This window comes from Streptomyces sp. NBC_01716, assembly GCF_036248275.1.
In the GTDB taxonomy this organism is placed as follows: Bacteria; Actinomycetota; Actinomycetes; order Streptomycetales; family Streptomycetaceae; genus Streptomyces.
The window spans coordinates 2,335,647-2,357,013 of sequence record NZ_CP109181.1; the positions used below are offsets into that span (position 1 = coordinate 2,335,647).

A 21,367-nucleotide genomic window follows, 5' to 3' on the forward strand; every position below is an offset into this window, starting at 1 on the left:
AGAGTTAGAGACGGTCCCCGAAGATTGTGCGGTGCCAGTCCTTCCTGGCGACCGCGGTGTTGTCGTACATCACATGTTTGACCTGCGTGTACTCATCGAACGAGTACGCCGACATGTCTTTTCCGTAACCACTGGCCTTGTAGCCGCCGTGCGGCATCTCACTGATGATCGGGATGTGGTCGTTCACCCAGACACAGCCGGCCTTGATCTCGCGGGTGGCGCGCCCCGTGCGGTACACGTCGCGGCTCCAGACGGATGCGGCGAGGCCGTACGGGGTGTCGTTGGCGAGCCGGATGCCCTCGTCGTCGGAGTCGAAGGGCAGGACGACCAGGACGGGGCCGAAGATCTCCGACTGGACGATCTCGCTGTCCTGGGCGGCGTCCACGACGAGGGTGGGACGGTAGTACGCGCCGTCGGCGAGATCGGCACCGTCCGGGGCGGAGCCGCCGGTGACGACGCGGGCGTAGCCGCGGGCCCGGTCGACGATGCCGGCGACGCGGTCGCGGTGCGCGTGCGAGATCAGCGGCCCCATGTCGGTCGACGGGGCGAACGGGTCGCCGAGGCGCACCGTCTCCATCAGCGCCGCGACGGCGCTCACGAACGCGTCGTAGAGCGGACGCTGAACGTACGCGCGGGTGGCGGCCGTACAGTCCTGCCCCGTGTTGATGAGCGAGCCCGCGACGGCGCCCTGGACGGCGGCCTCCAGGTCGGCGTCGTCGAAGACCAGGAACGGGGCCTTGCCGCCGAGTTCCAGATGCAGGCGTTTGACGGTGGCCGTGGCGATCTCGGCGACGCGCTTGCCGACGGCGGTGGATCCGGTGAAAGACGTCATGACGACGTCGGGGTGGCCCACCAGGCGCTCGCCCGCGTCGGCGCCCGCCCCGTTGACGATGTTGATCACACCGTCGGGGATGCCGGCCTCCTGCGCCGCCTGGGCGAACATCAGCGAGGTGAACGGCGTCAGTTCGGACGGCTTCAGCACGATCGTGTTGCCCGCCGCGACAGCCGGGAGGATCTTCCAGGCGGCCATCTGGAGCGGGTAGTTCCAGGGGGCGATGGAGCCGACCACTCCGATCGGTTCGCGGCGTACGTAGGAGGTGTGGTCGCCGCTGTACTCACCCGCGGACGCGCCCTCCAGATGACGAGCGGCGCCCGCGAAGAAGGCGGCGTTGTCGACGGTCCCCGGTACGTCGAATTCCGTGGACAGCTTGATCGGCTTTCCGCACTGGAGCGACTCGGCCTCCGCGAATTCCGTGGCCCGCTCGGCGAGTACGGCGGCGAAACGGTGCAGTGCGTCGGAGCGCTCCCCGGGGGTCGCGCCGGCCCAGCCCGGGTACGCGGCGAGCGCGGCGGCGACCGCCGCGTCGACGTCGGCGGGCCCCGCCAGTTCGTACGTGAACAGATCCCGGCCCGTCGCGGGGTCGACCACGGCGTGCGTACGGCCCGAGGTGCCGGGACGCAGCCGACCGTCGATGAACTGCGCACCGTCCGCGAAGCGGTCCCGCGCGGGGAAGCGGTTGCCCATGGCGCCCTCCGTATTGAGGCTGTCTTCCGGCCGTCGCCGCTGTCGCCTCAGTTGATCCGAAGCCGCGAGTGTTGTTCTGGCTTGAATTGAGTGCCGATACTGGCAGAGCACAGGGCTACCAACAAGTGATTCCGTTGTTGCCTTTTGGTTACGCGACGGAATCGGTTGACCATGTGTCGCTCCACCGCCTTGATCGGCAGACGGACTGTCAGTGGTGGCTGCCACACTCACGTGCATGGGGATGATCACGGTTACGGAGCTGATCGACCGTTCCGGTCGCGGCGTGAAGGTCAGGTATCTGTACTTCTGGGGGCACGTCCCGCGGCCGGACGGCGTGATCGGAGCGACTTGCCTGAGCCAGTGGTGGCAGTCGCCGTTCACGGTCGACGGGGTCGAGTACGCGACGGCGGAGCACTGGATGATGGCCGCCAAGGCCAGGCTCTTCGACGACGCGGAGGCGGAGCGGACTGCACTGGCCGCGTCCGGTCCGGCGGCGGCGAAGAAGGCGGGGCGGCTGGTGCGCGGGTTCGACGAGGCCGTGTGGGAGCGCGAGCGGTCCGGCATCGTCGTGGAGGGGAACGTGCACAAGTTCCGGCAGGACGACCGGTTGCGCGGCTTCCTGCTGGCCACCGGTGACCGGGTGCTCGTCGAGGCCAGTCCGAGGGACCGGATCTGGGGCATCGGACTGGCCGCCAACGACGAGCGCGCGCAGGATCCGGCTCGCTGGCGCGGGCTCAATCTGCTGGGCTTCGCTCTGATGGAGGCGCGCGAACGGCTCCGGATGGAGGCTGCTGGGGCCTGACCGTCGCGAAGACCGCCGGAGGGACATGCGGGCAGGGAGTCTCCCGGCGGGACCGGCGCGGTCGGATCAGCGGCCGGCGTCTACGAGAACCATCGCGGAGTAACCGCCGGTACCACTGTCGAAGTCGTCGTTGTTGTCTTCGTTGATCGCGTCGGTGATGCCCCAGATGATGAGACCGATGACGACCACGCCGATGACGATCCCGATGGTGCCCATGATGATCCCGGAGAGGGCCTGCCCCCTGTTGGTGGCCTCACCCCGCTCGGCGCGCTTCTTGCCGACTACCCCGAAGATCACAGCGAGGATGCCCAGGATGATCCCGACGACGCCGTAGAGGCAGAAGAGACAGATCGACAGAATGCCCAGCGTCATCGCGGCGATGCCCATGCCGTTCGCGGGCGCGGACCAGGAGCCCTGGCCGTATCCCGGATAGCCGGGGTACGCCTGGTAGCCGGGGTACGGAGGGCCGCTGGGAGTGCTCGGGTAGCCGTACGGACCGGAAGCGGTCGGCGCCGGCCCCCCGGGTGCTATCGGCGGCGGCGGTACGGCTCCGAAGGCCGCCCCGACGGGAGCGGCGGGAGCGCCAGGCTCGGCCCCCGCGCCGGGCATCGCGGTGACGGTCGGCTGGTCGTAGACAGGCCGCACCGGAGGCTCGTCCTGAAGGTGGCCGGGCGCCTGTTCCGGCTTGCCCAACGGCACCTTGTGCTCCGGCGGCGCCCAGGGGTCGCTCGGCGCGTTGCCCCCCGGCGGCTGCCCGCTGCTGTCTGACATGGTCCTCCCCCATCGTGATTCCGTCATGCTAAGGCCTCTGCCAGGCGCGCCACCCGCCCCGCCTACGATGATCCGTGTCCAGTACAGCCCTGGGCAGGGGGATGTCCTGCCCGGCGGACGGCGACACCCTTTCCGCCGCCGCTCAGCACGCGGAGGACCCGATGACCGACCTTCTTCCCTTCATCGCAGGGCTGCCCAAAGCCGAGCTGCATGTCCATCACGTCGGCTCGGCCTCGCCCCGTATCGTCTCGGAACTGGCCGCCAGGCACCCGAATTCCAAGGTGCCGACCAGCCCGGAGGCGCTGGCCGACTACTTCGTCTTCACCGACTTCGCGCACTTCATCGACGTCTACCTCTCGGTCGTCGACCTGCTGCGCACGCCGGAGGACGTCCGGCTGCTGACGTTCGAGATCGCCCGTGACATGGCCCGGCAGAACATCCGCTACGCCGAGCTGACGATCACCCCGTTCAGCTCGACCCGGCGTGGCATCCCCGAGAATGCCTTCATGGAGGCGATCGAGGACGCCCGCAAGTCGGCCGAGGCCGAGTTCGGAGTCGTACTGCGGTGGTGCTTCGACATTCCGGGCGAGGCCGGCATGGAGGCCGCGGACGAGACCTTGAGGCTCGCCGTCGACCTCCGCCCCGAGGGGCTGGTGTCCTTCGGTCTCGGCGGTCCGGAGATCGGCGTACCGCGGCCCCAGTTCAAGCCCCACTTCGACCGGGCGATCGCCGAAGGGCTGCACTCCGTGCCGCACGCCGGGGAGACGACGGGGCCCGGCACCGTGTGGGACGCCATCAAGGAACTGAGAGCCGAACGGATCGGTCACGGCATCAGCTCCGCCCAGGACGTGGAGTTGATGGCGTACCTCGCCGAGAACCACATCCCTCTGGAGGTCTGCCCCACCTCCAACATCGCGACGCGGGCGGTCACCGACATCGAACTGCACCCGATCAGGACGCTGGTGTCCGCGGGCGTTCCGGTGACGGTCAACAGCGACGACCCGCCCATGTTCGGCACGGACCTCAACAACGAGTACGCGGTCGCGGCGCGGCTGCTTGAGCTGGACGAGCGGGGAGTGGCGGGGCTCGCGAGGAACGCCGTCGAGGCGTCGTTCCTCGACCGGGCGGGCAAGGACCGGCTGAACGCCGAGATCGACACGTACACCGCGCAGTGGCTCGCCAAGTGACGGCCGCACGGGGCGCTGTACGGGGCGGGGACGGCGGTGCGGTGCCGTCGCGTCCCGTCGTGGCCGTGGGGCACCGGGGCGACCCGTACCGCGTTCGCGAGAACACCCTGCCGTCGGTCCGCTCCGCCCTGGAACGGGGCGCCGACGCCGTGGAGATCGACGTACGTGTCACGCGCGACGGGGTGCCCGTGCTGCTGCACGACTCCTCGTTGAAACGGCTCTGGGGACATGACCGGGCGGTCGCCGACATCACTCACGCCGACCTGAACGACCTGACACGGGGCGGCGTGCCGACGCTCCAGGAGGTGCTGCGAGCGCCGGGGCCGGTGTCGGAGGCGCGCCTGATGGTCGATCTGCCGGACTCCAGGAAGGAGACGGTGGACGCGGTGGTCGAGACGGTGCGCGAATGCGGTGCCGGAGATCGGGCGTACTACTGCGCGGGCGCCGAGGCGATGCTCGCCGTACGGGCCGCGGACCCGGGAGCCGAAATCGCGATGACGTGGCAGTCGTTGGCACCGCCGCGCCCCGTACTGCTGGAAGCGGTGCGGCCCCGCTGGCTCAACTACCGCTTCGGTCTGGTGAGCCGGGAACTGACGGAGCGGGTCCACCGGGACGGGTTTCTGGTCTCGGCCTGGACGGCAGACACAGGGCGGAGCATGCGACGCCTGGTCGGGGCGGGAGTCGACTCCATCACCACGAATCGCATCGACACATTGGCGAACCTGCTCCGTAGCGACCGGCTGAGCAGGCCGAAGGCGTAAGGAAGGCGGGGCCGGGCGGGCCGGGCCGGCCCCGACCCGCCCAACCATCGAGAACGGGGCCCGAGTTGAGCGGTTTCCGACGCCCGGTGCCCGGCAGCGGTGGCCGTGGCGCCCGCCCGTAGCCGCCGGGCCGGCCCTCGTACAGCCGGCGCGGGGTACGGACGACGAGCATGTCCGTACCCCGCCCCGAGGCGACTTCAACTCAGATGACGTCCCTGCGAGTTGCCCCGCAGAGTCGCACGCCGGCGACGGCACGCCGCCCAGCTCGGCGACTCACGCGCCCCTCACGCGTCGAGCGACGTCATCACGTGCTTGATACGGGTGTAGTCGTCGAAGCCGTACGCCGACAGGTCCTTGCCGTAGCCCGACTTCTTGAAGCCGCCGTGCGGCATCTCCGCGACCAGCGGGATGTGCGTGTTGATCCACACGCACCCGAAGTCCAGGCTCCTGGACATCCGCATCGCGCGCCCGTGGTCCTTCGTCCACACCGAGGAGGCGAGGGCGAACTCCACCCCGTTCGCGTACTCCAGCGCCTGCGCCTCGTCCGTGAACGACTGGACCGTGATGACCGGCCCGAACACCTCGTTCTGGATGATCTCGTCGTCCTGCTTGAGACCCGAGACGACCGTCGGCGCGTAGAAGTACCCCTTGTCGCCGACCCGGTGCCCGCCCGCCTCGACCTTGGCGTGCGCCGGCAGGCGCTCGATGAAGCCCGAGACGTGCTTCAGCTGGTTCGCGTTGTTCAGCGGCCCGTACAGCACGTCCTCGTCGTCCGGCGCCCCCGTCTTCGTCTCCGCGGCTGCCTTCGCGAGCGCGGCCACGAACTCGTCGTGGATCGCCTCGTGCACCAGGACACGGCACGCCGCCGTACAGTCCTGCCCGGCGTTGAAGAAGCCGGCCACCGAGATGTCCTCGACGGCCTTGGCGATCGCCTCGCTGTCGAGGTCCTCGAAGACCACGACGGGCGCCTTGCCGCCCAGCTCCAGATGTACCCGCTTGACGTCCCTGGAGGCCGACTCGGCGACCTGCATCCCGGCCCGTACGGAGCCGGTGATCGAGACCATCGCCGGAGTCGTGTGCTCGACCATGGCGCGCCCGCTGTCGCGGTCGCCGCAGATGACGTTGAAGACGCCCTTGGGCGCGATCGCGCCGATGATCTCCGCGATCAGCAGCGTGGAGGCGGGGGTGGTGTCCGACGGCTTCAGTACGACGGTGTTGCCCGCCGCGAGCGCCGGGGCGAACTTCCACACGGCCATCATCATCGGGTAGTTCCACGGCGCGACCTGTGCGCAGACGCCCACCGGCTCACGGCGCACGATGGAGGTGAACCCGTCCATGTACTCGCCGGCCGACCGTCCTTCGAGCATCCGCGCCGCCCCCGCGAAGAAGCGGATCTGGTCCACCATCGGCGGGATCTCTTCGGTGCGGGTCAGTTCGAGGGGCTTGCCGGTGTTCTCCGACTCCGCGGCGATCAGGTCCTCGGCGCGCTCCTCGAACGCGTCCGCGATCTTGAGCATCACCTTCTGGCGCTCGGCCGGGGTGGTGTCGCGCCAGGCGGGGAACGCCGCGGCGGCGGCCGCCATGGCGGCGTCGACGTCGGCCTGGCCGGAAAGCGGGGACGTCGCGTAGGCCTCGCCCGTGACCGGGTTGACCACCTCGATGGTCCGCCCGTCGGCGGCGTCCCGGAACTCCCCGTTGATGTAGTTACGCAGACGGCGCAGCTCGGTGGTCACTGCCACCCCTCCTTACAGATGTCATGCCCGGATGTCCGATGGGTGAGATACCCACCCTAAGCGTTCTGCCGACGCTTTCGACAGGCCCGACCCCTCCCAACTTCGGATTCAGTCTTATTCGAACCCTCACACAACGGATTTCATCGCTTCGGGGTTGCGGGACGGGCGAGTCGCGGTGCACAGTGAGCCGGTGGCCAGTCGCAGCGCAGACCCCAGGAACGGGCACGGAAACGGATCGCCGCCGGCGATCGACGCCGTGTCCCTCGCGATCATCGAACAGCTTCAGGAGGACGGACGGCGCCCCTACGCCGCGATCGGCAAGGCCGTCGGCCTCTCCGAGGCAGCCGTACGGCAGCGCGTCCAGAAGCTGCTCGACCAGGGGGTCATGCAGATCGTGGCCGTGACCGACCCGCTGACCGTCGGCTTCCGGCGCCAGGCGATGGTCGGCATCAACGTCGAGGGCGACCTCGACCCAGTGGCCGACGCGCTGACAGACATGGACGAGTGCGAGTACGTGGTGATGACCGCGGGCTCCTTCGACCTGATGGTGGAGATCGTCTGCGAGGACGACGACCATCTGCTTGACGTCATCAACAAACGGATCCGCGCGCTCCCCGGCGTGCGTTCCACCGAGAGCTTCGTCTACCTCAAGTTGAAGAAGCAGACCTACATGTGGGGAACCCGATAGCCGTGAGCAAGGACCTCTCCAGAACCGCTTACGACCACCTGTGGATGCATTTCACCCGCATGTCGTCGTACGAGAACGCACCCGTGCCCACCATCGTGCGTGGTGAGGGCACCTACATCTACGACGTCAACGGCAAGCGCTACCTGGACGGTCTCTCCGGCCTGTTCGTGGTCAACGCGGGCCACGGGCGCCACGAGTTGGCGGAGACCGCCTACAAGCAGGCCCAGGAACTCGCCTTCTTCCCGGTGTGGTCCTACGCCCACCCGAAGGCGGTCGAGCTGGCCGAGCGGCTGGCCCACTACGCGCCCGGGGACCTCAACAAGGTCTTCTTCACCACCGGTGGCGGCGAGGCTGTCGAGACGGCCTGGAAGCTCGCCAAGCAGTACTTCAAGCTGACGGGCAAGCCCACCAAGCACAAGGTCATCTCGCGCGCCGTGGCCTACCACGGCACGCCGCAGGGGGCGCTGTCCATCACCGGACTGCCCGCCCTCAAGGCCCCGTTCGAGCCGCTGGTGCCGGGCGCCCACAAGGTGCCGAACACCAACATCTACCGCGCCCCGATCCACGGCGACGACCCGGAGGCCTTCGGTCGCTGGGCCGCCGACCAGATCGAGCAGCAGATCCTCTTCGAAGGCGCGGACACGGTCGCCGCCGTCTTCCTGGAGCCGGTGCAGAACGCGGGCGGCTGTTTCCCGCCCCCTCCGGGCTACTTCCAGCGGGTTCGCGAGATCTGCGACCAGTACGACGTACTGCTCGTCTCGGACGAGGTCATCTGCGCCTTCGGCCGGCTGGGGACGATGTTCGGCTGCGACAAGTTCGGCTACGTGCCGGACATGATCACCTGCGCCAAGGGCATGACGTCGGGCTATTCACCGATCGGCGCCTGCATCATCTCCGACCGTCTCGCCGCGCCCTTCTACGAAGGTGACAACACCTTCCTGCACGGCTACACCTTCGGCGGCCACCCGGTCTCCGCGGCCGTCGGTCTCGCCAACCTCGACATCTTCGAGCGCGAGGGCCTCAACCAGCATGTGCTGGACAACGAAGACGCCTTCTTCTCGACGCTGCGCAAGCTCCACGACCTGCCGATAGTCGGCGATGTACGGGGCAACGGCTTCTTCTACGGCATCGAACTGGTCAAGGACAAGGTCACCAAGGAGTCGTTCACGGACCAGGAGACGGAGCGCGTCCTGTACGGCTTCCTCTCCAAGGCTCTGTACGACAACGGGCTGTACTGCCGCGCCGACGACCGCGGTGACCCGGTCGTACAGCTGGCGCCGCCGCTGATCTCCGACCAGTCGACGTTCGACGAGATCGAGCAGATCCTGCGCACCGTCCTGACGGAGGCATGGACGAAGCTCTGATCACCGCGACCGCGACGTACGGGGCGGCGAAGGGCGGGCCACGGGGCGGTTCTCGTCGCCCCGCGGCCCCGCCCCGTACCAGCCCCGTAGCTCCACCGCGCTGCCCCGCGCCGCGCTTCAGCCGCACGACGGCCCAGGTGCCCCCGTTCGAGTGCAATGGGGAGCACCTGGGCCGTGTGCTGTCCGTCCATCTCGTTATGGATCTTTACGGTGCAGTGACCGATCGGCTTCGCCTTCGTTCCCCCCGGACGGGGCGCGGTACGTCAGCTCTGATCCGAGCCTGATCCGAACCGAGGTGTACGCCATGGTTGCCCCGCCGGACAACGACGTGCTCTGGGCGCGTTCCCTGCACCATTCGCACAACGGCTCGCCCGCGCTCAGCGGCGTCTCGCTCGGTGTGCGCGAGGGCGAGATCCTCGCCGTCGGCGGCGCGCGCGGCAGCGGCAAGACGACCCTGCTGCGGTGCCTCTCGGGCCAGCTCGTTCCCAAGGAGGGCGAGGTCTATTTCAACAGCACCGCCGTCCACACGATGCCCCCGGTGCTGCGGGAACGGCTCCGGCGCGACCGTTTCGGCTGGATCGACTCCGATCCCGTCCTGGTCCCGGAACTCACCGCATGGGAGAACGCCGCGCTCCCGATGCTGCTGCGCGGATCCTCCCGCCGTGCGGCGAAGGCAGCGGCCATGGAGTGGCTGGAGCGGGTCGACATCGGTATGTGCGCCCGCAAGCGCCCGCACGCCCTGCTCCAGTCGCAGCGCCAGCGCGTGGCCATCGCCCGCGCCCTGGTGAGCACGCCTTCCGTACTCTTCGCCGACGAGCCGACGGCGCCGCTGCACGCCGCCGACCGCGCCCATGTCCTGCGCACGCTGACGACCGCGGCGCGCTCCCACCGCATCACCGTCGTGCTCGCCACCCTTGACGAGGAGGTCGCGACGCTCGCCGACCGCACCGTCGTCCTGGTCGACGGCCGCCGCGTGGACGCGCTGCGGCCGGCCGAGGCGGAAGGCCAGGCAGCGTGCTCGCTCTCCGTCTAGCCCGCGGCAGCCACCCCCTCGTCCTGCTGCGCCGGCTGCTCGTCGCCGCGGCGTCGGCAGGGGTCGGCTTCCTCCTGCTTTGCACGCTGGGCTGGGCCATGAACCACCCCGCCGGATCGATGCTGCGCCTGTTGTGGTGCGTGCTCCCGCTCGCCGCCACGGTGCAGTTCGCCGTCGCCGTCGCCCGCACGGACCCGAGCACCCGGCCGCGTCCGGGGCTTTCGGCCGTGGGCCTCGGCCCGGCGCACTTCGCCGCCCTGGCCGCCGCGTCGACGACCCTGTCCTGCACGCTCGGCAGCGTGGTGGCGCTGTTGTTCTTCCTCCACCTGCGCGGTGACCTCACGGGGCTTCCCTTCGACGGCGCGGCATCCGATCTGCTCGGCGCGGGGCAGCCGTTGCCGCTCGCCGCCGCCCTCACGCTGCTCGCCGTCGTGCCGGTCCTCGCCTCCCTGGCGACCGGATTCGCCCTGCGCCCACGCAGGTCGCGGCCGGTCGACGGCGCCGATCCCGAGCGGCCGGCGAAGCCCAAGCCCGCCCCGTTAGGGCTCCCTTGGGGCGTGGCACTCACCGCTGCCGGGCTCGCCGTCGAGACCTACGCGAGCCGGGGCGGCTCGGGGGCGCCGCTGCCGCTGCCGGGGCGTTTCGAGGGCAGCCCCGCCGGCGTCCTGGCCGGCTGGTCCCTGACGGCGCTCGGCCTGGCTCTGGCGGGCCCCGGTCTCGCGCACCTCTGCGGCCGCCTCCTGCAGATGCTGCGCCCCGGCGCGACCCGGCTGCTCGCGGGGCGTGTGCTGATGGACGAGGCGGTGCGGATCGGCCGCCCGCTGGGCGTCGTCTGCGCGGTGGTCTCAGGGGGATTCGCCGCCGCGGCCCTGTACGGCCCCGGCGACCCACGTCCGTTCGGACCGCTCACCGGCCTCGGCGCCACGCTCATCGTGGGCTGCACGGTCGCGACACTGCTGACGGCGGTCCTGGAGGCCAGGAACGCCCGTACAGAGACGACGGCGGCGTTGGTACGGGTGGGCGCCCCCACGGTGCTGCTGCGTGCCGCCGCCGCGCTGCGGGCGGGCGCGCTGCTCGCCGTTTTCGGCCCGCTGACGTGGTTGATCGCCGCGCTCGCCGCCGTACCGCTCACCGGCTGAACCGGCTGCCTTCCCCTACCGCGCCCCGCCCTTACGAGGGGCGCCCTATCGTGTCCCGCATGGCTTACGGCGAGGGACACGACGGACATGAAGCACAACAGGCGGCGGCGCGGGGCCCGCAGGGGCTCTGGGAGCACCGGGCCGACGGCCTGGACCGCGAGATCGAGACCCTCGACGAGTTCGACCGGGTGATCTTGGGCGGGACCCTCAGCGGCTACCGGATCCAGTCGGTCGACCTGACGGGCCGTACGCTCGCCCTGCTGTCCACCGACACCTCCCAAACCGTTTTCCTGGGCTGCCCGATGGCACCGGACGCCGCGGCGAAGATACGGGCTGACGGGGCGCTGGTCTTCCCGCCCGTCCCGCACCTTCCCTTCGACCCGTACCGGGGCCTGCTCTACACGCCCGAGCATCTCTTCGAAGGGCTGGAGGACGGCGGGTACGAGGTGACGCCGGACGCGCTCGCCTACGACTGGTTCCAGCGGACCAAGGCCGACGGCGACATACTCAGCTCGATGCTGAGGTCGGTCCACGACGACGCGATCTCGGACGCGCTGGACGAACTCCTGGTCGGCGCGCGGGTCGTCGGCGTGATGGGTGGCCACGCCATGGCACGGGGCACCGACGCGTACACGGGGGCTGCGCGCCTCGGCCGCGACCTCGCCCGTACGGGGCTGACCGTCGCCACCGGCGGCGGCCCCGGCGCGATGGAGGCCGCCAACCTCGGGGCGTACGCCGCCCCGCATCCCGACGAGATGCTGGACGAGGCCCTCGAAATCCTCGCCAAGACACCGTCGTTCAGCCCGTCGATCTCCGACTGGGCGCGAGCCGCCTTCGAGGTACGGGGCCGCTGGCCCGGGGGCGCCGGGTCGGTCGGAATCCCCACCTGGTTCTACGGCCACGAGCCGCCGAACGCCTTCGCCGGCCACATCGCGAAGTACTTCGCCAACGCGACCCGCGAGGACGGTCTGCTCGCCCGTTGCAACGCCGGCGTAGTCTTCCTGCCCGGCGCCGCGGGCACCGTCCAGGAAGTCTTCGACAACGCGACGCCGAACTACTACGAGTCACGCGGCGAACCGACGCCCATGGTCCTGGTGGACCGCATGCACTGGACGGAAAGACTGCCCGCCTGGCCGCTGCTCACGTCGCTGGCGCGGGAGCGCTCGATGGAATCCCGCATCGCGCTCGTCGACTCGGTGGCCGAGGTGCCCGGCGCGCTGGCCCGACTCTCGGCCTGACCTGCGGGGCGCGGGGCCGGACGACGTTCGTCAGTCCGCCCCGTTGCCGCCTGTTGGAGACGCGCCCTCTTCGGCGTCCGCCGGGTCCGGTTCGGCGTCGTCCAGCACCACCACGTCCTCGGCCGCGAAGGAGACCCCGACCGTCGCCCCCTCGTCGGGCACATCGCGAAGGGCGCACTCCGCCTCCACCTCCGGCCCGTCGGTGGGGCGGAGCAGGACGGCGACTTGGCTGCCGCGGAAGGTGCGCGCCCCGACGGTGCAGGGCAGTCCGTCCTCGGGAGGGCCGATCCGTACCCCGGCGGGTCGTACCAGGAGCGTACGGAGGCCCTGGGGTGAGCCGACGGGCACGGGGATCTTGCCCCAGGGCGTGTCGGCGACGTCGCCGTGCACCATGGCGGCCACGACGTTGTCGAATCCCAGGAAGCGCGCGACGAACGCGGAGGCCGGGCGCTGCCAGACCTCGACGGGTGTGCCGCTCTGGGCGACGCGTCCGTCGCGCATCACCACGACCCGGTCGGCGAGCGCGAATGCCTCGCCCTGGTCGTGTGTGACGGCGAGCACCGTCGTACCCAACTGGGCGAACACGCCTCGCAGTTCCACGACCAGGCGTTCGCGCAGGCTCCGGTCGAGCTGGCCGAGCGGTTCGTCGAGCATGAGCAGCCGGGGGCGCGGGGCGAGCGCCCGCGCCAGCGCCACACGCTGCTGCTCACCACCGGACAGCGCTGCTACGGCGCGGCGCTGGGCGCCAGGCAGGCCAACGAGGTCGAGCAACTCGGTGACACGTCGCTGCTGTTGACCGCGCGGCTCGCCGCGCATGCGCAGCCCGAAGGCGACATTGCCGCCGACGTCGCGCTGCGGGAAGAGCTGGTGGTCCTGGAACATCAGCCCGACGCCCCGCCGATGCACCGGCACCCCCGCCTGATCGGTGCCCTCCAGCAACACCCGCCCCGTGTCCGGCGGTTGAAGGCCGGCGACGACGCGCAACAAGGTGGACTTGCCGCTGCCGCTCGGCCCGAGGACGCAGACGATCTCGTGCGCCGCGATCTCCAGATCCACCGAGTCGAGCGCCGTACGGTGTCCGAAGCGCACCGTCACGTCCTCAAGAGTGAGCAGGGCCATCAGAACTCTCCGGAACGGTCGGTACGGATACGTTCGAGCACCAGCAGCGACACCGCGCACACCACCATCAGCACCGTGCTCAGCGCCATCGCCTGCCCGTAGTTGAGATCACCGGGCCGCCCCAGCAACCGCGCGACCGCCACCGGCAGCGTCGGCCGGTCCGGTCGCGCGATGAAGACCGTGGCACCGAACTCACCGAGCGAGACCGCGAAGGCGAATCCGGCGGCCACCAGCACCGCTCGCCGCACCATCGGCAGATCGACCTCCCGCCACACGCGCAGCGGCGACGCCCCAAGGACCGCTGCGGCCTCGCGCAACCGCCCGTCCACGGCGCGCAGGACCGGAAGCATGGTCCGTACGACGAAGGGGACCCCCACCAACGCCTGGGCCAGCGGCACCAGGATCCATGACGCCCGCAGGTCCAGCGGCGGCTTGTCGAGCGTGATCAGGAACCCGAAGCCGACAGTGACCGCCGAGACGCCCAGCGGGAGCATCAGCAGCGCGTCGAAGCCCCGTACGAAGCGCCCCGCTCGCCTGGTGAGCGCTGCCGCGGCGAGCCCGCCCACGACCAGGGCGATGACGGTGGCGACGAGGGCGTAGCGCAGGGAGTACCAGACCGCTTCCAGCGGCGGTACGAGGAACGTGCCGCCGCTCGCCTCCACCGAACGCAACGCCCGGTAGTAGTCGAAGCCGTACCCGGCCGGGCCGTCGAGCGACCGCTCGATCAGCACGCCGAGAGGCAGCAGGATCAGAAGGAGGACGGTGCCGAGCACGCCGGCGAGCAGCGCCCACTGGCCGACTCCGCGCGGTCTGCGCACCGTCTGCGCGGGATCGACCAGTTTCAGGGCGGTCTCCCGCCTCCGTACGGTCCAGGCGTGCAGCGCCAGAATCGCGCCGACGGCGGCGAACTGCACCATCGTCAGAACGGCGGCCGTGGGCAGATCGAGCAGTCGCGCGGTCTGCCGGTAGATCTCCACCTCCAAGGTGGAGTACGCGGGACCGCCCAGGATCTGGACGATGCCGAAGGAGGTGAAGGTGAAGAGGAAGACCATCAGCGCAGCGGCTGCCACGGCGGGGCCCAGTGCGGGCAGCGTGACCCGCCACCACGCCGCGAGCCGCCCGGCACCGAGTACCCGTGCGGCCTCCTCCTGACGTGGGTCCAGCTGCGCCCAGAGGCCGCCCACGGTGCGGACGACCACCGCGTAGTTGAAGAAAACATGCGCGGCGAGGATTGCCCACACCGTTGTGTCCGCCCGTATGCCCCACAGTTCGTCGAGCAGCCCGCCGCGCCCCAGCAGCGCGAGGAACGCCGTGCCGACGACGACGGTCGGCAGGACGAACGGCACCGTCACGACGGCGCGCAGAAGCTGTTTGCCGGGGAACTCGAAGCGCGCGAAGACGTAGGCACCGGGGAGCGCGATCAGCAGGGTGAGGGCGGTGGAGACGGCGGCCTGCCATGTCGTGAACCAGAGCACCTGCCCGATGTCGGGCCGGCTCAGTACGTCGCCGAATCTGCCCCAGCGCCAGGAGCCGTCGGCCTTCAGCCCGCGGCCGACGATCGCGGCGACGGGGTAGGCGAAGAAGACGCCGAAGAACGCGACGGGCACGGCCATGAGGCACAGCCGTACGGCGCTCCCCCGGCGCCGCGCCGCACGCACCGCGCCCTCGGCGTCCCCGCCCCGTATGCGGCCCGGCCCGCCCTTACGCGCGGCGTCCGCGCCTACTTGACGACGAGTGAGGACCACGACTGGATCCACTCGTCACGGTTCTTGGCTATCTTCTCCGGGGCCACGGTCTGCGGCTTGTCGACGACGGCGCCGTGGTCGGTGAAGAGCGCGGGAAGCTTTGCACCGTCGACGACCGGATTCACGAACATGTTGAGCGGCATGTCCTCCTGGAAGGTCTTGCTCACCAGGAAGTCCAGGAGGGCCTTACCTCCCGCCTCGTTCTTCGCCCCCTGGAGCAGACCGGCGAACTCGATCTGGCGGAAGCAGGTCCCCGTGGCGACGCCGGTCGGCGCCTCCTTGGGCTGGGGTTCGGCGTACAGGACCTCGACGGGCGGGCTCGACGCGTACGAGACGACGAGCGGGCGCTCCGCCTTGGCCTTCTTGCCGCCGGCGGAGCCGGAGAATTCCTCGTTGTAGGCCTGTTCCCAGCTGTCGACGACCTCGACACCGTTGGCCTTGAGCTTCTTCCAGTAGTCCTGCCAGCCGTCGTCCCCGTACGCGGCGACGGTGCCGAGGAGGAAGCCGAGGCCCGGTGAGGACTGCTCGGCGTTCTCGACCACGAGGAGGTCCTTGTAGGCGGGCTTCGTCAGGTCTGCGAAGGACTCCGGCGGCGCCAGCTTCTTGTCCGTGAAGTATGCCTTGTCGTAGTTGACACAGATGTCGCCGGTGTCGACGGGCGTGACACGGTGCCCGGCGTCGTCGAGCCGTACGTCGGCGCGGACCTGGCCGAGGCCCTTCGCCTCGTACGGCGTGAACAGGCCGTTGTCGAGAGCGCGCGAGAGGAGGGTGTTGTCGACGCCGAAGAAGACGTCGCCCTGCGGCGAACCCTTGGTGAGGATCTCCTTGTTGAGCGCCTCGCCGGCCTCGCCGCTCTTCAGCACCTTGACGGTGTAGCCCGTCTGCTCGGTGAACTCCTTCAGTACCGAGTCCGAGGCGGCGAACGAGTCATGGGCGACGAGTGTCACGGTCTTGGACTTCGTGCCGTCCGACGACGTGGAGTCCTCCGACCCGCCGCCGCACGCGGCGAGCGTGGAGACTCCCAGCGCCGCGGCGGCGGCGCCGACCGCCATCTTCTTCGTGGTACGCAACTGAATTCCTCCTGGGATGTCCAGGAGAAGACGCGGCCCTGCCCCGCACCGGCGGACCGGAGCAGGGCAGGGCGCAACAGCATGAGTGATGACCGAACTTCCTACCCAGAATGACCTGGGCGAGGTTCAGAGGGTCTGCGACCGTGAGGCTCTTCCCGAGCCTCTGCCGCACTCTCAGCGCTGTGGCGCTCCCCTGTCGGAATATGTAATTCGTTCGAACCTCAGGGTACATGGACCCCAACGGGGCCCCTACGCCGCGCTCAGCGCTCCGTCGCCGCCAGCTGACCGCAGGCCCCGTCGATCTCCTGACCGCGGGTGTCGCGCACCGTTACGGGCACCCCGTGGGAGGCAATGGCTTCGACGAAGGCCTTCTCGTCCTCGGGGCGCGAGGCCGTCCACTTCGAGCCGGGCGTCGGGTTGAGCGGAATCAGATTGACGTGCACCCGCTTCCCCTTGAGCAGCCGCCCCAGCAGATCGCCCCGCCACGCCTGGTCGTTGATGTCGCGGATCATGGCGTACTCGATGGAGATGCGGCGGCCCGACTTCTCCGCGTACTCCCAGGCGGCGTCCAGCACCTCCCGCACCTTCCAACGGGTGTTGACCGGCACGAGGGTGTCGCGCAGTTCGTCGTCGGGCGCGTGCAGCGAGACGGCGAGACGGCACTTGAAGCCCTCGTCGGCGAACCGCAGCATCGCGGGCACCAGGCCCACCGTCGAGACGGTGATGCCCCGTTGCGAGAGACCGAGACCGTCCGGCTCGGGGTCGGTCAGCCGACGGATCGCCCCGACGACGCGGCGGTAGTTGGCGAGTGGTTCGCCCATGCCCATGAAGACGATGTTGGACAGCCGGGCGGGCCCACCGGGGACTTCGCCGTCGCGCAGCGCGCGCATGCCGTCCACGATCTGGTGCACGATCTCCGCCGTGGACAGGTTGCGGTCGAGCCCCGCCTGCCCCGTGGCGCAGAACGGGCAGTTCATGCCGCACCCCGCCTGCGAGGAGATGCACATGGTGACCCGGTCCGGGTAACGCATCAGGACGGACTCGACCAGCGTGCCGTCGTGCAGTCGCCACAGCGTCTTACGGGTGGTGTCGTCGTCGCAGGAGATGTGCCGGACCACGGACATCAGGTCGGGCAGCAGCTCCGTGGCCAGCTTCTCACGCGCGGCGGCCGGGATGTCCGTCCACTCGGCGGGGTCGTGCGCGAACCGCGCGAAGTAGTGCTGCGACAGCTGCTTGGCACGGAACGCCTTCTCGCCGAGCGCCGCGACGGCCTCACGGCGCTCTTCCGGCGTGAGGTCGGCGAGATGCCTCGGCGGCTTCTTGGCGCCACGGGGCGCGACGAACGTGAGCTCTCCGGGGTTGGGCGGTGCCATGAGCTGTTTTCTCCTCGGTACGACGAGGCCGGTGTTCCCCGCCGGCTGCGGGAGGGACATGGGCACACTGCCGGTGCCAGGAGACCTCATGTGACGGGCTCCGCGACCGCGGAGCGCAGTAAGGCCCGCCGTCCAGGACGGCGGGCCTTACCAGGGTAACCGGTACGGATAGGGCTCAGCCCGAGCCGACGAAGACCACCAGCAGCAGCCACACCACCGGGGCCGTAGGCAGAAGCGAGTCGAGGCGGTCCATGATGCCGCCGTGACCGGGCAGCAGCGTGCCCATGTCCTTGATCCCGAGGTCCCGCTTGATCATCGACTCACCCAGGTCCCCGAGCGTGGCACTGGCCGCCACGGCGAGACCGAGCAGCAGCCCCTGCCACCAGGTGCCGTCCTCGATGAGGAACTGCATGCACAGAGCGCCGGCCGCCATGGCGAACCCCACGGCGCCCAAAAGGCCTTCACGGGTCTTGCCGGGGCTGATGCGCGGCGCCAGCTTGTGGCTGCCGAAGCGCCAGCCGATCGCGTAGGCACCGGTGTCACTGACGATGGTCAGAACCAGGAACGTGAGCACACGCTGCGCGCCGTCGTCCGCCTTGAGCATCATCGCGACGAACGTCGCCAGGAAGGGCACGTAGAACGCCGCGAAAACGCCCGCCGTCACGTCCTTGAGATAGCCCTCCGGCGGCTCCGTCATACGCCAGGCGAGCACGGCAAGCGCGGTGAGCGCCGTGGCGACCCAGGCGCCTTCCGCGCCCCGTACGTACCCGGCGACCACCATCGCCGCGCCACCAACCGCGAGCGGGACAAGGGGCGCCTTGATGCCCTTCTTCTCGTCGAGCCGGGAGGTCAACTCCCAGAGCCCGACGACGACGGCGACCACTATGACGCCGATGAAGACGGCCTTCACGATGAAGAGGGACGCCACGATCACCGCGCCGAGTCCCACACCGACGCCTATGGCCGCCCGGAGGTCGCGGCCTGCCCGCTTCTTCGGCGGGGGTGGCGGAGGGGCGGACATGGGCTCCTGCGGCGTTTCGTCACGGAACAGGGGGCCGCCCGGCCGAGCAGCCCCCCGGTCGTCATCCTGGAACCCGCCGCTCGCGGGTACGTCGGGCACGATGGGCATGGGCCGAGTCTGCTGTGCGTCAAGCTCATCGTATGCGGGACCCGCCGGGGCAGCCCCCTGGTCAGGCGGTCCCCAGTAACCGGCAGTCGGCGGGGCCCCCCAGGAAGAGTCGTTCATCAGACCTCGAGCAGCTCGGCTTCCTTGTGCTTGAGCAGCTCGTCAACCTGGGCGACGTACTTCGCCGTGGTGTCGTCGAGCTCTTTCTCCGCGCGGCGGCCTTCGTCCTCGCCGACCTCGCCGTCCTTGATCAGCTTGTCGATCGTCTCCTTGGCCTTGCGGCGTACGGAGCGGATCGAGATCTTCGAGTCCTCCGCCTTGGTCTTGGCGACCTTGATGTACTCCTTGCGGCGGTCCTGCGTGAGCTCGGGGAACACCACGCGGATGATGTTTCCGTCGTTGCTCGGGTTCACTCCGAGGTCGGAGTCGCGGATGGCCTGCTCGATGTTGCGCAGCGCGCTCTTGTCGAACGGGGTCACCACGGCCATGCGCGGCTCGGGCACCGAGAACGAGGCCAGCTGGTTGATCGGGGTCAGGGCACCGTAGTAGTCCGCCACGATCTTGTTGAACATCGCCGGGTGCGCACGACCGGTGCGGATCGCGGCGAAGTCCTCCTTGGCGACCAGGACGGCCTTCTCCATCTTCTCCTCTGCTTCGAGGAGGGTCTCTTCGATCACCACTTGCTCCTGCGTGTCTTGAGTGGGCCCGGTGTGCTTACAGGGCCGGCGGAACCTGCGTCGCGTCTTCTTCCTGCACGGTGTCCGACCGGCAGGGCTTTGTCCATCCCCGTGCGGGGCAGCCGGAGTTCAGGCCCGGGTGCCCTGATCGCTCACCAGCGTGCCGATCTTCTCACCCTTGACGGCGCGCGCGATATTGCCCTCCGTGAGGAGTTCGAAGACAAGGATCGGCAGCGCGTTGTCGCGGCAGAGAGTGACGGCCGTGGCATCGGCGACCTTGAGGTTGCGGGTGATCACCTCGCCGTACTCCAGCGCGTCGAACTTCACCGCGTCGGGATTGGTCTTGGGGTCGGAGTCGTACACCCCGTCCACACCGTTCTTGCCCATCAGCAGTGCTTCGGCGTCGATTTCCAGGGCACGCTGGGCGGCGGTGGTGTCGGTGGAGAAGTACGGCATCCCCATGCCGGCGCCGAAGATGACGACGCGGCCCTTCTCCAGGTGCCGTACGGCGCGCAGCGGGATGTACGGCTCGGCGACCTGCCCCATGGTGATGGCGGTCTGGACGCGGGAGTCGATGCCTTCCTTCTCCAGGAAGTCCTGCAGGGCAAGGCAGTTCATGACCGTACCGAGCATGCCCATGTAGTCGGAGCGGGCCCGGTCCATGCCGCGCTGCTGGAGTTCGGCGCCGCGGAAGAAGTTGCCTCCACCGATGACGACGGCGATCTGCGCCCCGTCCCGTACGACGGCGCCGATCTCGCGGGCGATGGCGTGTACGACGTCGGGGTCGACGCCGAGCCCGCCCCCGCCGGCGAACGCCTCACCGGACAGTTTCAGCATGAAGCGCCCGGCCTTCTTGCCGGGGTCACTGTTGTCGTCGGTGGACTGGGTGGCGTCCGCGCGCTTGTTCATGGGGATCTCCTCGTGCACATACGAAGAAGGCCATTGCCGATGGGTCTGTGTCCCTAGCGGCAATGGCCTCCTCGTCAGATCTGCGGCCGTCCGGCGCGTGTTCGGCCGGCGGCTGCAGTAGACCCTAGCCGGGTCCACCGTCGATCGCGTACGACTGCGCTGTCCCGGGTGCTCGGCCCCGGGGCGGTGTCCGGAACGTCAGGCGCCGACGCGGATGCGCGCGAAGCGCTTCAGCGTGACACCGGCCTCGTCCAGGACCTTCCTGACGGACTTCTTGTTGTCCTTGGCGAACGGCTGGTCAAGGAGGGTGACCTCCTTGAAGAAGCCGTTGACGCGACCCTCGACGATCTTGGGCAGCGCGGCCTCGGGCTTGCCCTCCTCGCGGGAGGTGGCCTCGGCGACGCGGCGCTCGTTCTCGACGACGTCGGCCGGAACCTCCTCACGGGTGAGGTACTTCGGCGCGAACGCCGCGATGTGCTGGGCGACGTCCTTGGCGACGGCGGCGACCGCCGCGTCGTCGACGCTGCCCTTCTCGAGCTCGACCAGAACGCCGACCTGCGGCGGGAGGTCGGGCATCGTGCGGTGCATGTACGTGCCGACGTAGCTGCCCTCGCCCTGGAACTGCGCGAAGCGGTCCAGGACAATCTTCTCACCGAGGTTGGCGTTGGCCTCGTCGACGAACGCCTGGACGGTCTTGCCGGGCTCGATCTCGGAGGCGCGCAGCGCGTCGATGTCGGCGGGGCTGGTCGCGGCCACGTGCGCGGCGAGCGCGCCGGCCGCGGCCTGGAACTTGTCACCCTTGGCGACGAAGTCCGTCTCGCACTTCAGCTCCAGCAGAACGCCGGAGGTGTTGTCGTCGGAGACGAGGGAGACGACAGCGCCGTTCTCCGCGCTGCGGCTCTCGCGCTTGGCGACGCCCTTCTGGCCCTTGACGCGAAGTACCTCGACGGCCTTGTCGACATCGCCGTCGGCCTCGACCAAAGCCTTCTTGCAGTCCATCATGCCGGCGCCGGTGAGCTCGCGGAGCTTCTTGACGTCAGCGGCGGTGTAGTTCGCCATGTCTGTGAATCTCTCTCGGAAGTCGAAGATCTACGGGTGGACGGCGGG

At 69.6% G+C, this 21,367-nt stretch carries 19 protein-coding genes; 8 read left to right on the forward strand and 11 right to left on the reverse strand.

The features are described from left to right. Window positions 1-4: 4 nt before the first annotated feature. Complete coding sequence (locus OIE74_RS09890) at window positions 5-1,525, reverse strand: gamma-aminobutyraldehyde dehydrogenase (protein WP_329380898.1); 1,521 nt, start codon at window positions 1,523-1,525, stop codon at window positions 5-7. Between the two features lie 241 nt (window positions 1,526-1,766). Here OIE74_RS09890 and OIE74_RS09895 point away from each other — a divergent pair, with 241 nt between their 5' ends. Next, window positions 1,767-2,327 carry an NADAR family protein gene (locus OIE74_RS09895; protein WP_329392230.1) on the forward strand — a complete coding sequence of 187 codons (561 nt, stop codon included), beginning with the start codon at window positions 1,767-1,769 and terminating at the stop codon, window positions 2,325-2,327. A gap of 66 nt (window positions 2,328-2,393) precedes the next feature. On the opposite strand, the gene OIE74_RS09900 is transcribed toward OIE74_RS09895, so the two are convergent. After that, complete coding sequence (locus tag OIE74_RS09900) at window positions 2,394-3,098, reverse strand: DUF4190 domain-containing protein (protein WP_329380900.1); 705 nt, start codon at window positions 3,096-3,098, stop codon at window positions 2,394-2,396. 161 nt (window positions 3,099-3,259) lie between these two features. On the opposite strand from OIE74_RS09900, the gene OIE74_RS09905 reads away from it, so the two are divergent. Then, window positions 3,260-4,285: an adenosine deaminase gene (locus OIE74_RS09905; protein ID WP_329392231.1), complete on the forward strand. Its 1,026-nt coding sequence runs from the start codon at window positions 3,260-3,262 to the stop codon at window positions 4,283-4,285. Continuing rightward, complete coding sequence (locus OIE74_RS09910) at window positions 4,282-5,046, forward strand: glycerophosphodiester phosphodiesterase (protein WP_443076072.1); 765 nt, start codon at window positions 4,282-4,284, stop codon at window positions 5,044-5,046. Before OIE74_RS09905 ends, OIE74_RS09910 begins: the two co-directional genes overlap by 4 nt. A gap of 284 nt (window positions 5,047-5,330) precedes the next feature. Here the strand turns inward: OIE74_RS09910 and OIE74_RS09915 are convergent, their stop codons facing one another. After that, a complete protein-coding gene (locus OIE74_RS09915; RefSeq protein WP_329380903.1) occupies window positions 5,331-6,779 on the reverse strand; it encodes a gamma-aminobutyraldehyde dehydrogenase in 1,449 nt (482 codons plus the stop codon). Between the two features lie 175 nt (window positions 6,780-6,954). Here OIE74_RS09915 and OIE74_RS09920 point away from each other — a divergent pair, with 175 nt between their 5' ends. The 5 genes from OIE74_RS09920 to OIE74_RS09940 all read left to right on the forward strand — a co-directional run bounded on the left by OIE74_RS09920 (window position 6,955) and on the right by OIE74_RS09940 (window position 12,241). Then, complete coding sequence (locus tag OIE74_RS09920; protein WP_329380906.1) at window positions 6,955-7,467, forward strand: Lrp/AsnC family transcriptional regulator; 513 nt, start codon at window positions 6,955-6,957, stop codon at window positions 7,465-7,467. After that, on the forward strand, window positions 7,452-8,831 hold the full coding sequence (locus OIE74_RS09925; protein ID WP_329380908.1) for an aspartate aminotransferase family protein: 1,380 nt from the start codon (window positions 7,452-7,454) through the stop codon (window positions 8,829-8,831). Before OIE74_RS09920 ends, OIE74_RS09925 begins: the two co-directional genes overlap by 16 nt. Window positions 8,832-9,135: 304 nt before the next feature. After that, window positions 9,136-9,864, forward strand: a complete 729-nt coding sequence (locus OIE74_RS09930; protein WP_329380910.1) for an ABC transporter ATP-binding protein — start codon at window positions 9,136-9,138, stop codon at window positions 9,862-9,864. Continuing rightward, on the forward strand, window positions 9,846-11,003 hold the full coding sequence (locus OIE74_RS09935) for a hypothetical protein (RefSeq protein WP_329380912.1): 1,158 nt from the start codon (window positions 9,846-9,848) through the stop codon (window positions 11,001-11,003). The genes OIE74_RS09930 and OIE74_RS09935 overlap by 19 nt, the downstream gene beginning before the upstream one ends. Before the next feature lie 59 nt (window positions 11,004-11,062). After that, a complete protein-coding gene (locus tag OIE74_RS09940; protein ID WP_329380914.1) occupies window positions 11,063-12,241 on the forward strand; it encodes an LOG family protein in 1,179 nt (392 codons plus the stop codon). A 30-nt stretch (window positions 12,242-12,271) separates the two neighbouring features. On the opposite strand, the gene OIE74_RS09945 is transcribed toward OIE74_RS09940, so the two are convergent. The 8 genes from OIE74_RS09945 to tsf all read right to left on the reverse strand — a co-directional run bounded on the left by OIE74_RS09945 (window position 12,272) and on the right by tsf (window position 21,319). Continuing rightward, window positions 12,272-13,360 (reverse strand): ABC transporter ATP-binding protein, encoded by a 1,089-nt coding sequence (locus OIE74_RS09945; RefSeq protein WP_443076073.1) that lies wholly within the window; start codon window positions 13,358-13,360, stop codon window positions 12,272-12,274. Continuing rightward, window positions 13,360-14,973, reverse strand: coding sequence for an ABC transporter permease (locus OIE74_RS09950; RefSeq protein WP_329392234.1), 1,614 nt, complete (start codon window positions 14,971-14,973; stop codon window positions 13,360-13,362). Before OIE74_RS09950 ends, OIE74_RS09945 begins: the two co-directional genes overlap by 1 nt. A 107-nt stretch (window positions 14,974-15,080) precedes the next feature. Beyond that, the gene (locus OIE74_RS09955; protein WP_329380916.1) at window positions 15,081-16,175 is read right to left on the reverse strand and encodes a thiamine ABC transporter substrate-binding protein; all 1,095 of its coding nucleotides are present in this window, start codon (window positions 16,173-16,175) and stop codon (window positions 15,081-15,083) included. Window positions 16,176-16,435: 260 nt separating this feature from the next. Then, a complete protein-coding gene (rlmN, locus tag OIE74_RS09960) occupies window positions 16,436-17,548 on the reverse strand; it encodes a 23S rRNA (adenine(2503)-C(2))-methyltransferase RlmN (RefSeq protein WP_329380918.1) in 1,113 nt (370 codons plus the stop codon). A gap of 175 nt (window positions 17,549-17,723) precedes the next feature. Beyond that, window positions 17,724-18,794, reverse strand: a complete 1,071-nt coding sequence (locus OIE74_RS09965; protein WP_329380920.1) for a phosphatidate cytidylyltransferase — start codon at window positions 18,792-18,794, stop codon at window positions 17,724-17,726. Continuing rightward, window positions 18,794-19,351: a ribosome recycling factor gene (frr, locus tag OIE74_RS09970; RefSeq protein WP_078074826.1), complete on the reverse strand. Its 558-nt coding sequence runs from the start codon at window positions 19,349-19,351 to the stop codon at window positions 18,794-18,796. Before frr ends, OIE74_RS09965 begins: the two co-directional genes overlap by 1 nt. Window positions 19,352-19,480: 129 nt before the next feature. Continuing rightward, window positions 19,481-20,260: a UMP kinase gene (gene pyrH / locus OIE74_RS09975; protein ID WP_329380922.1), complete on the reverse strand. Its 780-nt coding sequence runs from the start codon at window positions 20,258-20,260 to the stop codon at window positions 19,481-19,483. 198 nt (window positions 20,261-20,458) lie between these two features. Continuing rightward, window positions 20,459-21,319, reverse strand: coding sequence for a translation elongation factor Ts (gene tsf / locus OIE74_RS09980; RefSeq protein WP_329380924.1), 861 nt, complete (start codon window positions 21,317-21,319; stop codon window positions 20,459-20,461). Between the last annotated feature and the right edge of the window lie 48 nt (window positions 21,320-21,367).